Source organism: Paenibacillus hexagrammi (assembly GCF_021513275.1).
In the GTDB taxonomy this organism is placed as follows: domain Bacteria; phylum Bacillota; class Bacilli; order Paenibacillales; family NBRC-103111; genus Paenibacillus_E; species Paenibacillus_E hexagrammi.
This window is the reverse complement of the sequence record NZ_CP090978.1, coordinates 3408867-3424164: the sequence shown is the minus strand read 5'-3', so window position 1 is coordinate 3424164 and position 15298 is coordinate 3408867. Positions and strand designations below refer to the sequence as shown.

General features: G+C 49.7%; 13 protein-coding genes and 2 pseudogenes. 8 read left to right on the top strand and 7 right to left on the bottom strand.

The annotated features are described in order from the left end of the window. Positions 1-6 precede the first annotated feature (6 nt). Positions 7-681 carry a response regulator transcription factor gene (locus tag L0M14_RS15585; RefSeq protein ID WP_235117635.1) on the bottom strand — a complete coding sequence of 225 codons (675 nt, stop codon included), beginning with the start codon at positions 679-681 and terminating at the stop codon, positions 7-9. Then, positions 668-2056: a sensor histidine kinase gene (locus L0M14_RS15580; protein ID WP_235117634.1), complete on the bottom strand. Its 1389-nt coding sequence runs from the start codon at positions 2054-2056 to the stop codon at positions 668-670. The genes L0M14_RS15585 and L0M14_RS15580 overlap by 14 nt, the downstream gene beginning before the upstream one ends. Before the next feature lie 151 nt (positions 2057-2207). Here L0M14_RS15580 and L0M14_RS15575 point away from each other — a divergent pair, with 151 nt between their 5' ends. After that, positions 2208-3149 (top strand): CPBP family intramembrane glutamic endopeptidase, encoded by a 942-nt coding sequence (locus tag L0M14_RS15575; protein WP_235117633.1) that lies wholly within the window; start codon positions 2208-2210, stop codon positions 3147-3149. Between the two features lie 31 nt (positions 3150-3180). Continuing rightward, positions 3181-4053, top strand: a complete 873-nt coding sequence (locus L0M14_RS15570) for an aldose 1-epimerase (protein WP_235117632.1) — start codon at positions 3181-3183, stop codon at positions 4051-4053. A 216-nt stretch (positions 4054-4269) separates the two neighbouring features. Here the strand turns inward: L0M14_RS15570 and L0M14_RS15565 are convergent, their stop codons facing one another. The 5 genes from L0M14_RS15565 to L0M14_RS15545 all read right to left on the bottom strand — a co-directional run bounded on the left by L0M14_RS15565 (position 4270) and on the right by L0M14_RS15545 (position 7801). After that, on the bottom strand, positions 4270-4677 hold the full coding sequence (locus L0M14_RS15565; RefSeq protein ID WP_235117631.1) for a YmaF family protein: 408 nt from the start codon (positions 4675-4677) through the stop codon (positions 4270-4272). Between the two features lie 57 nt (positions 4678-4734). After that, positions 4735-5940: an LTA synthase family protein gene (locus L0M14_RS15560; RefSeq protein ID WP_235117630.1), complete on the bottom strand. Its 1206-nt coding sequence runs from the start codon at positions 5938-5940 to the stop codon at positions 4735-4737. Then, positions 5856-6548, bottom strand: coding sequence for a hypothetical protein (locus tag L0M14_RS15555; protein WP_235117629.1), 693 nt, complete (start codon positions 6546-6548; stop codon positions 5856-5858). Before L0M14_RS15555 ends, L0M14_RS15560 begins: the two co-directional genes overlap by 85 nt. Before the next feature lies 1 nt (position 6549). Beyond that, entirely contained in the window at positions 6550-6825 is a 276-nt protein-coding gene (locus L0M14_RS15550) for a hypothetical protein (RefSeq protein WP_235117628.1), read from the bottom strand. A 154-nt stretch (positions 6826-6979) separates the two neighbouring features. Then, on the bottom strand, positions 6980-7801 hold the full coding sequence (locus L0M14_RS15545; RefSeq protein WP_235117627.1) for an AraC family transcriptional regulator: 822 nt from the start codon (positions 7799-7801) through the stop codon (positions 6980-6982). A gap of 136 nt (positions 7802-7937) precedes the next feature. Between L0M14_RS15545 and L0M14_RS15540 the strand changes: the two genes are divergently transcribed. The 6 genes and pseudogenes from L0M14_RS15540 to L0M14_RS15515 all read left to right on the top strand — a co-directional run bounded on the left by L0M14_RS15540 (position 7938) and on the right by L0M14_RS15515 (position 15254). Continuing rightward, positions 7938-9962: a beta-galactosidase gene (locus tag L0M14_RS15540; protein WP_235117626.1), complete on the top strand. Its 2025-nt coding sequence runs from the start codon at positions 7938-7940 to the stop codon at positions 9960-9962. Positions 9963-10090: 128 nt separating this feature from the next. Beyond that, positions 10091-10897, top strand: a complete 807-nt coding sequence (locus L0M14_RS15535) for a pyruvate, water dikinase regulatory protein (RefSeq protein WP_235117625.1) — start codon at positions 10091-10093, stop codon at positions 10895-10897. Positions 10898-10915: 18 nt separating this feature from the next. Next, on the top strand, positions 10916-11188 hold the full coding sequence (gene yidD / locus L0M14_RS15530; protein ID WP_235117624.1) for a membrane protein insertion efficiency factor YidD: 273 nt from the start codon (positions 10916-10918) through the stop codon (positions 11186-11188). 407 nt (positions 11189-11595) lie between these two features. Continuing rightward, positions 11596-13595: pseudogene (gene metG, locus L0M14_RS15525) on the top strand (methionine--tRNA ligase). 121 nt (positions 13596-13716) lie between these two features. Next, positions 13717-14190, top strand: a complete 474-nt coding sequence (locus tag L0M14_RS15520) for a hypothetical protein (protein WP_235117623.1) — start codon at positions 13717-13719, stop codon at positions 14188-14190. A 150-nt stretch (positions 14191-14340) separates the two neighbouring features. Beyond that, positions 14341-15254: pseudogene (locus L0M14_RS15515) on the top strand (metal ABC transporter substrate-binding protein). Positions 15255-15298: the final 44 nt, after the last annotated feature.

Sequence of the window (15298 nt, the reverse complement as noted above, 5' to 3'; positions counted from 1 at the left end):
AGCCGGTCAGTCCGGCTTCTTGTCAAACAATCCGAGGTCGCGCACTTTTTGCGCGGCCTCTTTGCTGCTGGAGCTGCCCAACTTTTTTAGAATATGGCCGACGTGGATCTTCACCGTGCGCAGGGAGATGACAAAGCGGTTCGCGATCTCGGTCTGCGTATGTCCCTGATCGATCATTTCAAGCACTTGAAGCTCTGTCGGTGTGATCAGATCCTTCATTTCTTTGACCTTAAATTCCTGTTCAAGCTTCTTCAAGCGGCGAAATTCTTCTCTCATCTGCTCTGCCACCGCAGCGTTAATGGTAGATTGCCGTAGATGAGCGGCTCGGATGACACCAGGGATTTCTTCGAAATTCGCTTTAATTTGATAATCGATGGCCCCGGCTTGGAACGAGCGGAAGATCAGATCCTTCTCTTCCATCGAAGTCAGCATGATGACCTTTACGCCCCACGCAGTTAAAGCTAGCTCAGCCAATCCAATCCCTGCCGGTTCATCTTGGAGCATAATGTCCATTAATACAACATCTGCAGGAGTGCAGGAACCTGTAAAAAGCGATTGTGCCTCAGCAGGAGTGGAAGCAGTCGCAATTACCTCCAGATCCGGTTCGCGGTTTACATATGAAATCAGACCTCTTAGCCAATCGCGGTCATCCTCGACGATCACGACCTTAATCTTGTTCATGGAGTACCTCCTTTGACGCTTTCGTAAGTGCTTTAGCTGGAAAAGACAGAAATACACTGGTGCCTTTTCCGGGCTCGCTGTTGATTTCCAAAGATCCGCCGTGTTTTTTCATTACACTGTAGCAGTAGGCTAGACCTAGACCAAAATTATTATGACTGCCGCTTTTCGTCGTATAAAATGGTTCTAATACGAGCGGAAGCGCACCTTTTTCAATGCCTGCTCCGCTGTCCCTAATCTCCAAAACAACATGCTTTTTGGTCATAAAGGTACGGATCTGCAGGCTGCCTCCTGAGGGCATGGCTTCTATCGCGTTCATGATGATATTGGTCAGAGTTTCTGTAACCTGCAAACGATCGATATGGAGTGAGATATTATCAGGCACGCTAAGCTGCAGTGCAATACCGTCTAGCTGGGGTTGGAGCGGTTTGATGACATCCTCCAAGAGGCTGCTCAGCCGAACGTCCGATTCGCGAAGTGGGAGCTCCTGCGTCTGTTCGTGCACCCTGCTGATCATCTCCCGGATATGGATAGCTGCGCTGTTCACGACTTGCAGATCTTCCAGCAGCTCGGTCTGATTCGTTTCTTCGGCATATTGCTTCATTTTATCAAGAAAAAGGCGCATTTTGCCCACATCGTTCTTAATCGCATGATTCAAGATCGCCGTTCCGGAGGTAATGGCGCGCAGTGTAGAATCCAGCTTTCGCCTCTCGATGAGCAGCCTCATGCCCAGAAATCCATATTTAAAAAAGGTGTAAATGAAAAATGGCACGACAAAGGCTAGTATCCATTGATGGTAGATCCACATCCGGTAAAAGCCCAGGCTGGGCATGATATAATTCAGTACGGCAAAACAGACAATCGGGGGCAGCAAGGTGAGACAGGTATACAAATGCGTGCGCTGCATGGCAGGCAGCCGCTCTCTTTTCATCATGATGTGAACGGCCGCTAGCAAAATATAAGGAACCGCCCATGTGGCTACAAGAGGAAAGCTAATCGGAATTTCCTCCGTGTAGGCCGGAGTGAACAGGACACAGGCAATCGGCGGCAGCAAAAGCAGCGCCGGCAGCCATCTCCGAATACGAGGGCGAGGCCAAGAACGATTGTATTCCAACGCTAGCATCGCGAATGAGTAGGGAAGTCCATAGTAAGACAGCTGAGAGCTGGCTGCTTGAATTTGAAACAAAAAATCGTGAATCGCCGGGTTCGGAATGATTTCCTTGATATAAGGAATGAAATCGTTCGACATGACGGCAGCAAGCGCACCGATTCCGCCTGTAAACGAAACCGCGCTCATCCAGCGCATCGTGCTTGAACGGGGATCAATGATGATAAGAAGCAAAGCAATGATCCATAGAGCTATAAGTACGAACAGCATGGGATAAAGTTCCTCCGCCTACCGATGTTTCCTTATATTGTGGCATGGGCGCTTCGATTGCACAAGGGAGAAGTTGGGAAAAAAGCGATGGCAGGAAAATGCTTCCTGCCCACGAATAGATGTAAGGACAGGAAAAAGGAGGAAACACTTGATGAACGAACGCAAAGGAGCGTGGATTTCAAGCCTTGCAATCGCCGGAAAACTGTTGCTGACGTTATTTTTTGCCTTTTTGATTACGGTTGTTCTCGCATTTATTGCTGCTGTGATTGTCGTTGTTCAGCATCCTGAGCTGATGTCAGGGCATCAGCAGCCCGAGATGATCATAAGCAGAATCGTCCAAGATCCCATTTTTACGAAAGGCTCCATGTACGCCCAATTTATCGGGTTTGTAGGGAGTGTATTCGTTTCCTATGTGATCTTTGAAAGAAGAAATCGTTGGTCCATCGGGCTGGGCACTCGATTCTTTGGCCGCCGCCTAGGGGAAGGCTTTGCTGCAGGAGTCATCCTCATTTCACTTAGCTGCGGGCTCATATGGATAAGCAGGGGAGTCAAGCTTCATGCTGTAGAAGGTGGCGTACTGTTTAGTTCTGACATGCTGTGGGGTGTTTTTCTTTTCATCTGTGTAGGGATCAATGAAGAAATGTTTGCACGAGGCTATCTGCAAGGCTTGGTGAATCATCGCTTCGGTCCGCGCACAGGTATAGCTGTTTCATCTTTGGTGTTTGCGCTTCTGCACGCTTTTAACCCCGGTATGTGGAATAATCCGCTGCCCGTCCTGAATTTGTTATTGGCCGGTCTTCTCTTCGGTGTGAGCCGGGAAGCTTCCGGAGGGCTTTGGATGCCGATTGCCATGCATTTTTCCTGGAATTTCTTTCAGGGGAATGTGTATGGATTTCTCGTATCCGGTACGCAGACGAAATCTGTCTTCCATATTCAGCAGCAAGGACCTGATTGGATTTCCGGTGGTGCCTTTGGGGCGGAGGGTAGCTTGATAACGAGTATGGTGCTGATTGGAGGCATTCTTGCTATTCGAGCGTATTATCGCAAACAATCGCATTACTCAAGCAGGCTTTATACGTCGATTTATAAGTAACTCAGATGGATGAGATCGTAGGAGGGTTCACATGTTGAATCGTTATGAGCTTCAAGAGTCAATTTGGGACGGAGAGACGACTTACAGGCTCGTCGACCGCGAAGCGGGGGCGGAGGCTGAGATTGTTCCAGCCGTAGGCTTACATCTGTTTCGCTTCGATGTGCGCGGCGAAGCCTACATCGCACAACCGGCGTCGCTGGCGGAGCTGCGCGCCCAGTCCTCGCGCTACGGCGTGCCCATTCTGTGCCCGCCGGGGCGCGTCAAGCAAGCGGCCTTCACCTTCGAAGGCCGCGAATACCGGCTCCCGCCGAACCGGGAGCCTCACCATGCCCACGGCGAGCTGCGCGAGCGGCCGTGGAAGGTCACAGCCGCCGGCGCAGACGACGTCGGCGGGGCATATCTCTCCGCGGAGCTTGACGTCGCGGAGCACCCCGATATGCTGGCCTACTTTCAGCACGAGGCCAGCTTCCGTTTCACGTACCGCCTGAAGGACGGTACGCTGTCGCTCAGCGGTGACGTCGTCAACCGCAGCGCAGTGGCAATGCCGCTCTCGCTGGGCTTCCATCCTTACTTCGCCTATGCGAAGGGGGAAGCGGCGCGAGTGCGCGTCAAGATCCCGGCAGCGGCGCAGTGGCCGCTGACTGATGACGGCTACGCGGCGGGACTGCCAGAGCCGTCGCCGCTGTGCGCGGCTCTGCGGCAAGGCGCCGCGGTGCAAGAGCTGCCCGAGTATCCGGGCGGCTCCCAGATGCTGACGATGGAGTCGGGGGCGCAGGTGTGCGAGATTCATTATGAAGCTCGGGGCACCAAGCTGCTATTTGATAGGGGCGACCGGTTTCCGATTCATGTCTTGTTCACGGCGCCGTGGACAGAGGCTGTTCCCTTGAGCCCTACACAAGCATAATGAACGTGTTCAACGAACCGTTTCCGCCTACGTTGTCAGGTGCTCAAGGACTTCCGGCAGGGGAAACCTTCCACTTTGCATGGTCATTGCAGGTACAATCCTTGTAAGTTTATCACTTTCAGTCATACTACGTGCTCCTTCCGCTTCAATGTCAGGCATAACTGTATGCTCCGCGGTACTCCAATAATCGTTAACTAACCTCTCCTTCTTTATGGTTTAAATCTTCTCACCTGGCGGCACCTCCGCGCCCTCGTATCCAAAACCGGGACCGCTAGTTCCGGCATAGCTGTGACGATGCGGGGTGCGGATAAGTCCCTCCTTCTGGGCGGAAATCTCGAGCGCATCTTTTCGGGACGTGTTAAATAAGTTCAGCTCCACGATGCCTTCGAGGTCATGGGTGTGATTCCCTCCGGGCAGCGGGATTGGAGGACCTGTTACCCCATAATACGTGTGGTAATGGCCATACTTAATGCCAGTGATGCCTTGATAATGATGAACATGTCCGTCGTAATCGCTGCCATTGACGCTGAAGGTGTACAGCCTGAGAACGTGATGATGTCCTAACTCTTCGGAAGTAATATCTGCGAAGAAATGAACGTGAGCAGGAGGAAATGGAGCTCGCATAAAAAAACCCCTTGAAAACGGATATGCAATCATCCTATTCCATGAGGGGGAGTGTCATTACTGTGTGAGGGTGTAAACGTTGGATTGGCCGATTTTCATCTTCTTATCATCAAGTATTCGTACCTCGATTTGATGCTCTTTGCCTTTCTCCCAATCCGTGTTCTCAGGTAATTCCGCAAATAACGTATCCGAACCGTTAAAGCTGGATTTTACCAATTGACCGTCTAAGTAAACGCTGCATGAGTAGAAGAAATTTGTTCCTACAATTTGCAGTTCTTTGTCTGTCTTCGTGGCTTTTGTAATGATCGGATCGCCATAGCCGAGCGTATAGGATGGCTGTACAATCGTATCTTTAAATCCTTTTAGCTGATAGCCATACCGGCCTCCAAAGAGGTTATCGTACTGCATGATTCTATAGTCCTTCAGATCATCGGGATTGATCTGATAGCGTGCCCATTGATCCTGCGGTGGGATGACTGGAATTTTTTGCGACAGGTTATATAAGTAATCGGTATAATAACTCCCTTGGACTCCGGCCATATGCAGAACAGTCGGTCCCAGGAATGAAGGGCTGATATGCATTCCCGGTATCTCTTGATCAACTGGCAGGAAGTTGTTCCAGATGACAAACGGCGTATTATGCGTCTTGCTGTACAGCTCAGGATCGTTAGGAAGGACATATTTCGCATCGCGATAGACCTTGTAGTCATCTTCAAGGAACGGGAAATGATCGCCGAAGAAGAGCAAAATGGTTGGCTCTTGTTTTTTGGAATAATACTCAACCAAAGTTCTTAAGCATTTATCGGCGTCTTTAATTCCTTGGGCATACGTTTCCAGCAGGCCTTTGGACTCCGGTGTAATGTCGCCGGTCACTTCGATTGTGTTCTTACTGAACTTTCCAGGGTTATAGGGATGATGATTTTCCATCGTATTGGCAAAGATAAAGTCCGGTCCCGGGCTTTTTTCTGTTTCTTCTATAATTTTGGCTGCCACCGCGCGATCGGCATAATTAGGACCCTCGAAGTCATTCGGGAAATATTCGCTGCTGATAAAGCGCGAGAAGCCAAAATGCTTGTAGACCTTTCGGCTGTCAAAAAACCAGCTGAAAAACGGGTTAATCGCTGTAGCATGGTAGCCCTGTCGGGTTGTAATGCTGGCTAACGAATCGACTCCATGGTTCATATATTCGATATACGGCAGGATTTTATCCGGTGATTGCCCGAAGAATCGCATTGAGTTACTGGAGAGCACTTCGAATTCCACATTAGCTGTACTGCCTCCAAACTGGGGGACAGCATCCAGCCGCTCGTGTATGTTTTTTGCAGACTGTGAAGGAAAGGAATCGGATCCTCGCTGAAGGTGAGATTCTTCATGACGGTAGGATCCATGAAAGATTCACTCAGCATGACAATGATGTTAGGTTGCTTGCCTCCTGACGGCTTGGTCTCCGGAATTTGATTCACGATGGATTCAACCGCTTTTTTACTATAGCCGGAGGGCTTGTCCACTTTTAACAAAGGCAGCATCTCGAGGGAAGACAACAAGAACCCATTCTCGTCGTAGGTAATGGTTTGATCCCATGGCACCGTGTATATACCGTTCATAGCGGTCAAAGGAATCGGTGTATCCGTATACAAGCTGCTCAAGAGCAGCAGAGCGATTATGGCATAAGCGGAGCGCTCTCCCCAATGCAGCCGAATCGGATGCTTGCGAAGCAGTACATGAAAGAGCAGCGCTAGGATGAGCAGAAAAGCAAGCACCGAAATCACAATAGATGACGTTACATATTGGCTTAAAAAGGAACGGTATTCGACGATTTGATTGTTAAATACGAGATCCCAAGGATAATAAGGGGCTCCAATTGCTTTCAACTTACTTCCGCTTATGGCTGCAAGGGGCAGCAGGCAAGCGCACAGTATCCAAAAAGGAAAGACGGCTTCTGCCTGTAATGGCAGTGAGTAATACATAGATGGATCCGGTAATGAGATACGCCATAAACGCTGCACCAGTGTGGTGCGCACACCATGTGTACATGTCCTGGAAGGAGCCTCGCTCCAAATACTCAACGAATGCTGCTAAAGCCAGCGGCAGTGCAGCAATCAAGAAACGAGAGGGAACTTGTTTCATTATTTGCAAAAGCTTCATCATGAGAAATCTCCTATCTGTTCAATCTGAACTCCATCTGTACATTATCTACCATAATTGCAAACAAAGGAAGGTGGTTGCCGCTGATCTTAGGTAACAATTGAAGGTTCAATTTCGCGGAATCACCAGAATATACCATTTACCCCATCGGAAGAATTTAATTCAACTGCCGGAACTTCTCCGGTGTTAGTCCCACATGCCTCCGAAAGCTGGAAACATAATGGCTTGCATCCCGAAAGCCGGATTGCTCAGCAACATGTTTTACCGTGATTTGGGGGCTGCTGAGAAGCAGCTCCTTGGATTTGCGAAGCCTCAGCAGAATTAAATAGGTATAGGGTGACAGATCGAAAGCATGGTGAAACAGGGTGTTCATGTGCCGGGGGGTTATGCCTAGTACTTCGGCCATTCGTGTCAGCCCCAAGTCAGGATCGGCGAAATGATGTTCAAGAAAGTCCAAGAGCGGCTGCAAATACATGATTTGCTTGCTGATGGATGCCCGGTTATTGACTTGACCGTGTTTTTTGAGCGCCATGAGAAAAGCGTAGAGGTCGGCGGAGGCATCGTACCCTGTATATTCGTTGCCGGTCTCTGCTTTGGCGAGTATGCGCATAATCGAAGTTGCAAGCGTCGTGGAGCTTTCCCATCTGTACATGGAAGCATCATGCAGTCCAAGTCGATGAAGGATCGCTTCCGCCAGCGGTCCGCCAAAGGTGATATACTGCGTACACCACACATCCGTGATACCCGAGTAAGCATGCTGCGCGGAAGGAGGAAGCAAAAACCCGCAGCAGCTGCTCAGGCGATAACATTTCCCCCCTGTCCAGAGCTCTCCTTCGCCGCTATAGGTTTGCAGCCAATGATAATAAGGATACCCCTCGTCTCTGATGATTTTCTCCTGATCCTCATGATGTCCGATGCTTTCGATAAAGAGGGGGTAAGGCTGGTCTGCGGAGGGGGTAAGTAACAGTCTTTTATGCAACGGTTCCACCTCGATCTGTTCCATATTTTTATATATGAGTACCAATATATTATATTTTAAGCATAGAAGAATTCAAATAAAATGGAAGTATTCTTATATAAATTCAATCTAGCTATAGAGCTAAGGAGTGTGCACAATGCTAAGCGACAAGCTTCCTAAAATATGGTACGGCGGCGACTATAATCCGGAACAATGGGACAAACCGGTCATGGATGAAGATATGCGGATGTTTCAATTGGCGGGCATCGATGTTGCGACGATTAACGTATTTTCATGGGCTTTATCACAGCCTGATGAGGATACCTACCACTTCGAATGGCTGGATGAAATCATCAACAAGCTTTATGATAACAACACCTATGTATGCTTGGCTACGAGCACCGGAGCGCATCCTGCGTGGATGGCTAAGAAATACCCGGATGTGCTGCGTGTAGATTTTGAAGGACGGAAGAGAAAATTTGGCGGACGTCATAACTCCTGCCCAAGCAGCCCGACATATCGGAAGTATTCGACCTTGATAGCGGATAAGCTGGCGGAGCGGTACAAGGATCATCCAGCTGTATTGATCTGGCACGTATCCAATGAGTATGGCGGCTATTGCTATTGTGATAACTGTGCGGAAGGTTTTCGGCAATGGCTTCAAGCCCGTTATGGCAGCTTGGAGCAAGTGAACCGTGTGTGGAACACCCGATTCTGGGGGCATACCTTCTATGAATGGGATGAAATTGTCCCTCCGAATGCTTTGTCCGAGGAGTGGGCCGGAGACCGGACCAACTTCCAGGGGATCTCGCTCGACTACCGCCGGTTCCAATCGGACAGCTTGCTCGAATGCTATAGGCTAGAATACGATGCGCTGAAAAAGCATACGCCGCATTTGCCTGTTACAACCAATTTGATGGGGACCTATAAAGAACTTGATTACTTCCAGTGGGCTAAATATATGGATGTCGTGTCATGGGACAATTATCCGTCTTTAGATACACCATACAGCTATACGGCTATGGTTCATGATCTGATGAGAGGACTCAAGGACGGTCAGCCGTTCATGCTGATGGAGCAGACCCCAAGCCAGCAGAACTGGCAGCCGTACAATTCGCTCAAGCGTCCCGGTGTGATGAAGTTGTGGAGCTATCAAGCGGTTGCCCGCGGAGCGGATACCGTCATGTTCTTCCAGTTGCGCAGGTCGGTAGGGGCTTGTGAGAAGTACCACGGTGCGGTCATTGAGCATGTCGGCCACGAGCATACACGGGTATTCCGCGAATGTGCAGAATTGGGCGGCGAATTGCAGCGGCTTGGCGATTCGCTATTGGATGCAAGAGTTCATTCCCGCGTGGCCATTGTGTACGATTGGGAGAACCGATGGGCGGTAGAGCTCTCGAGTGGTCCAACAGTGGGGCTGAAATACGTCGACGAAGTGCACAAATACTATGATGCTTTATATAAGATGAACATTCAGACGGACATGATTGGCGTTGATGCTGATTTGAGTAAATACGACATTGTCATTGCGCCTGTTCTGTATATGATCAAACCGGGCTATGTGAAGCGGATCGAAGAATTTGTCAACGCAGGAGGCACGTTTATCACAACCTTCTTCAGCGGTATTGTGAATGAGAGCGATATTGTGACGCTTGGCGGCTACCCGGGCGAGCTTCGCAATGTGTTAGGCATTTGGGCGGAGGAGATTGATGCTTTATTCCCTGATCAGACCAATCAAATCGTGATGAATGAGTCTTGGGGAGCTCTCGAAGGCAGCTATACCTGCGGCACCTTATGCGATCTCATTCATGCCGAAGGCGCTGAGGTTAAAGCGGTGTATGGCAGTGATTTCTACAAGGGCATGCCTGTGCTTACTGTTAACAGCTTCGGACAAGGTCAAGCCTGGTATGTTGCGTCGAGTCCGGATGCAGCGTTTATGCAAAGCTTTCTAGGTACTGTGTGCAAAGAGAAGCAGATTACTGCGCCGATTGCGCCTGTTCCCGGTGTAGAGATTTCTCAGCGTGAAAAAGACGGCAGCCGCTACTTATTCGTGATGAATCATAACAGCTGTGAAGCTCAAATAGAATTAGGAGAAATTCTTGCGGTGGATCAGATTTCAAGTAGAGAATTAAGCGGAATAATAGAAATGAAAGCTAAGGAAGTGCTAGTTTTAGCCTATTAACAATCACAAACGGAGCCTTTATTTTCTCTTAGGAGAGATAAAGGTTTTTTTGCAATCCAGACATATATTTACTATAGTAAATTCATAGATATATAGAGGTAGAAGCACGTATTGACGAGGGGGTTATTATGCACGAACAGCATTTATTTATCTGCTCGGACTCTGTAGGAGAAACTGCAGACGCTGTCGCGAGAGCAACCATACGCCAATTTAATGCGGAGCAGGTAAAAATCAACCTGTTCAGTCATATCCGTCAGGAATCAGAGATTCGTCAGATGCTGCTAAAGGCCTCCGCGGCAGGAGGATTTGTCGCCTATACGCTAGTTCAGCCCGAGCTGAGAGAGTTTATGAAAAACGAATCTGTTCGACTAGGCGTCAAAGCTGTCGATATTATGGGTCCCATGCTGCAGGCGTTTATGGATACTTACGGTGATTCACCTAAGCGAAAGCCGGGCCTTTTGCACGAAATGGATGCCGATTATTTTCGCAGAGTCGATGCCATTGAGTTTGCGGTCAAGTATGACGATGGGAAGGATAATAGAGGGATGCTGGAAGCGGAGGTCGTTCTCATCGGCGTTTCTAGGACCTCGAAAACCCCTCTTAGTATTTATTTAGCGCACAAGGGAATCAAGTCCGCGAATCTTCCAATCGTACCTGAAGTGAGGCTGCCAGCTGAGCTGTTTAAAATTCCAAGCAATCGCATTATCGGCTTGACTATGGAGGCAGAGCATATATTGCAGATTCGTCAGGAACGGCTGAAAACCGTCGGTTTGCCCAGTAATTCCTCCTACGCGGCACTCAAACGCATCCATGAGGAGCTAGATTATGCCGAAAGACTAATGAAGCAATTAAACTGCCATGTTATTGATGTGACCAACAAAGCGATCGAGGAAACAGCAGGCATGATCAGCCAGCTCATTCACGGGAAATCATAGGAAGGTCCTGATTCATTGATGAAAAAGATGCTTCAGATTCCGATTCATGTGTATCGGAAATTCATATCACCATTAAAGCCTCCTACATGCCGCTTTTATCCAACCTGCTCGCAGTATGCTTTGGAGGCATTGGAGCTGCACGGCGCATGCAAGGGATCGTGGCTTACCGTGAAACGGCTTTGCAAATGCCATCCATTTCATCCGGGCGGTATTGACTATGTGCCTAAGCCTGGATACAAGCAAGAGCAAGCTGGATCAACACGCAAGACGATCGATGATCAGGATAGATAGTCGTTGAACAGAACTAACTTGACATCCCGGCTGACTTTTCGATATATTTGCCTTAAAGCGTCACATATGGATTCGATGAACGGATAAGTACAGACGGATGCCTATGAACAGAGAGCCGGGGCAGGTGAAAGCCGGTATAGGAGCAGGTTTGGAAGATGGTCCCGGAGAATAAGCCTTCAAGCTGCCTTGGGTTGCGATGAGATGTTTGGGCATAAGCCGCAAGCATTCCGCCAGGGAGTGAGCTGGCTTCGTGTCCCAGCGTTAATGGGGAAGTCGTCATGACTTACTGAGCCCTGATCTTGTGAGAGACGGGGGAACCTGGGTGGTACCGCGTGAGTGTAGCTCTCGTCCCAAGATGGATGAGGGCTTTTTGTTATGTCTATTTCGTTGCCAGGAGGGCTTACGCCATGTCAAATCCAGCTAAAACATTTTACATCACTACACCGATCTATTATCCGAGCGACAAGCTGCACATCGGTCATGCCTATTCGACCGTAGCAGGGGACGTCATGGCGCGCTACAAGCGTCTTAGAGGCTTTGATGTCATGTACCTGACAGGTACAGATGAGCACGGGCAGAAGATCGAGCGCAAAGCGCAGGAGAAAGGCACTACACCGCAGCAATTCGTTGATCAAATCGTGGAAGGTATTAAAGAGCTTTGGGCGAAGCTGGATATTTCGTACAACGATTTTATCCGTACGACGGAAGCGCGCCATAAGGACTCAGTGTCCAAGATCTTCTCAAAGCTCCTGGAACAGGGCGATATTTATTTGGGTGAGTATGAGGGCTGGTACTGTGTGCCGTGCGAAACGTTCTTCCCAGAGAGCAAGCTGGTCGAAGGCAAATGTCCGGATTGCGGACGTCCTGTTGAAAAGATGAAGGAAGAAACGTATTTCTTCCGCATGAGCAAATATGCAGACCGTTTGGTGCAGTATTATGAAGAGAATCCTGACTTTATTCAGCCGGAGTCTCGCAAGAATGAAATGCTGAACAACTTTATCAAGCCTGGACTAGAAGATTTGGCGGTGTCCCGTACGACGTTTGACTGGGGGATTCGAGTTCCCGGTGATCCGAAGCATGTCATTTATGTGTGGATCGATGCTCTGTCCAACTATATTACAGCGCTTGGATACGGTTCTGAAGATCAAAGCAAATTTGAGAAATACTGGCCGGCCGACGTCCATCTCATGAGTAAGGAAATCGTACGCTTCCATACAATCTATTGGCCGATTATGCTGATGGCGCTCGATCTTCCTCTTCCGAAAAAGGTATTCGCGCACGGCTGGCTGCTCATGAAGGACGGCAAAATGTCCAAATCCAAAGGCAACGTTGTCGATCCGGTCACGCTGATCGACCGCTATGGTCTGGACGCGTTGCGTTACTACTTGATGAGAGAAGTGCCATTCGGTGCGGACGGCACGTTCACACCGGAGAGCTTCGTGGAGCGGGTCAATCATGACCTCGCTAACGACCTGGGCAATCTGCTCAATCGCACGATTGTCATGATTGACAAATATTTCGCCGGAAGCATCCCGACGTAAGATGCCGGGCGCTACCGAATTCCGAAGAAGGTCTCCTGGAGACCGTCCGCGCTACGGTAGCGAAGTATGAGGAAGCGATGGAGAAAATGGAGTTCTCCATCGCCCTGTCCGCCGTGTGGCAGCTGATCAGCCGCACGAACAAGTACATCGACGAGACGCAGCCGTGGTCGATGGTGAAGGACGAGGCCAAGCGCGAGACGCTTGGCTCGGTCATGTACGCGCTGGCCGAAGCACAGCGCATCTCGTCAGTGCTCCTTCGTCCGTTCCTGACGAAGACGCCGCAATTGATCTGGCAGCAGCTGGGCATTGCTGACGATGACCTGCCGCGCCTCACCTCGTGGGAGAGCGCGCAGACCTTCGGGCTGCTCCCTGCCGGCACCAAGGTGCGGAAGGGAGAGCCCATGTTCCCGCGACTGGACGTGGAGCCGGAAATCGGCTACATCGTCCAGGCCATGGGCGGCGGCGCTGCTGCAAGCGCCGCTGAGCCTGCTGCGGCAGCGCCTGCGGCCGCTGCCTCAAGCGTGCCCGCGCCGGAGCCGAAGGACGAAATCGGCATCGACGATTTCGCCAAGGTGGAGCTGCGCGTGGCGCAGGTGCTCGCAGCCGAGCCTGTGAAGGGCGCGGATAAGCTGCTGAAGCTGCAGCTGGATCTCGGCTATGAGCAGCGTCAGGTGGTATCCGGCATTGCGAAGTTCTACAAGCCGGAAGAGCTGGTCGGACGCAAGGTGATCTGCGTCACGAACCTGAAGCCCGCTAAGCTGCGCGGCGAGCTGTCACAAGGGATGATTCTCGCTGCTTCCCACGGCGACCAGCTGACGCTGGCTACCGTGCCGGAAGGTATGCCGAGCGGCGCGATTGTTAAATAGTTAATCGTCATAAACCCTATTGGAAGCTTGCTTAGGTCCAATAGGGTTTTTCCTTTTATTATCAGACTAGCAAGGCTTCTTTGCGGTTACTCTAAAGGAAAATAACAATGGAGTGACGCATATGTCGGCTAAACGGATTGTAAACATCCTTTTGCTAGCATGCATGTCTTGGGCCCTTACCGCTTGCGGTATGCTCGGTAGCGGGCAATCGCAAGATCAGAAGGGGCAGCAGAATCAAATCGGCGGGCAGAAGGGGGATCAGCAGAAGGCTCAAGGCGGTCAAGGTGGTGAGCAGAAGGCTCAAAGCACCCAGGGCGGCGCCAGCATCATTGATCAAGAGCTGAAGAAGCAGTACGATATTTATAAAGAGATCCTTCAGTACCAAGTAGAGCAGGACAAAAAGATGATCAAGCAGTCGGAAGAACGCTATAAGCAGCTAAAGAAAGAAAGTGAAAAACCTGTGAAAATCGAAGAGGAACCGAAGTCTTCTCCAAGTCCGAATGAAAAGCAATCATCCTCTAAATCAAAAAGCCAATCTTCTTCCTCCAAATCAAAGAAACAGGGTAATGAAGAGAAAGAAAGCATGGTCGAGTAGACAATGGACCTAGAATTGACAATCTCGCCGCTCTCATCTGAGGGCGGCTTTCTTTTTTTCAGTCTTATTGACATCCAGGGATGAGGCTCGTATAATCAATCCGTTAATAAAAAAATTTACGATTTAGAACGGGAATGAGAGGTGCTTACCATGCGCAGATTCATGGTTTTATACATAATGCTGTTCGCGCTGATTTCAGTCCTGCTGGCAGGCTGCGGCCAAAGCTCTGAAAAAGCTGCGATTGTCGAAGGGAAAGTCAACGTCATTACCAGCTTTTATCCGTTGTATGATTTTGCGCGCCATGTCGGTGGCGACAACGTCAACGTGATTAATCTGGTGCCAGCGGGGTTGAACCGCATAATTGGTCTCCCAAAAGCCGAGATTTGAAGAATATGACGAAGGCTCAGGTTTTTGTCTACCAAGGCGCAGGCTTTGAAGGATGGGTCAAGGATTTTCTGGAGAGCTTGCCCAAGGATTCCGAGCTTAAAGTGGTGGAAGCCAGTGAAGGAGCAAAGCTGCTGCAAACGTCCGATGGTAACGAGCAGTTTGACCCTCATGCGTGGTTAAGTCCATCCAACGCAATCGTGATGGCAGGTCACATTAAAGATGCTCTAGTTGCGGCAGACCCTGCGCATCAAGCTAGCTATGAGCAGAACTACGAAAGCTATGCGAAAGAGCTGTCTGACCTGGATGCCAGATATAAAAAGGAGCTGTCACAAACTCCGAAAAAAGCGATTGCTGTTTCTCACCAAGCGTTTGGTTATCTATGCCGTGACTATGGCTTGACGCAAATGTCAATAATGGGGCTATCGCCGGATTCTGAGCCGACTGCGCAGGACCTGAAACGAATGAATGCTTTTCTCAAAGATAACGATCTGAAGTATATCTTCTTCGAAGAGCTGGTTTCCGATAAGCTCGCCAAGACATTAGCGAAGGACGCAGGTGTCGAAACGATGGTGCTGAATCCGCTGGAAGGCTTGACAGAGGAACAAATAAAAGCCGGTAAAGACTATATATCGGTCATGGATGATAATTTGAAAAACCTTGTCAAAGCTTTACAATAGAGGAGTAGGTTCCAACCGGAAGGTATCCACAAAGAATAGGAGTC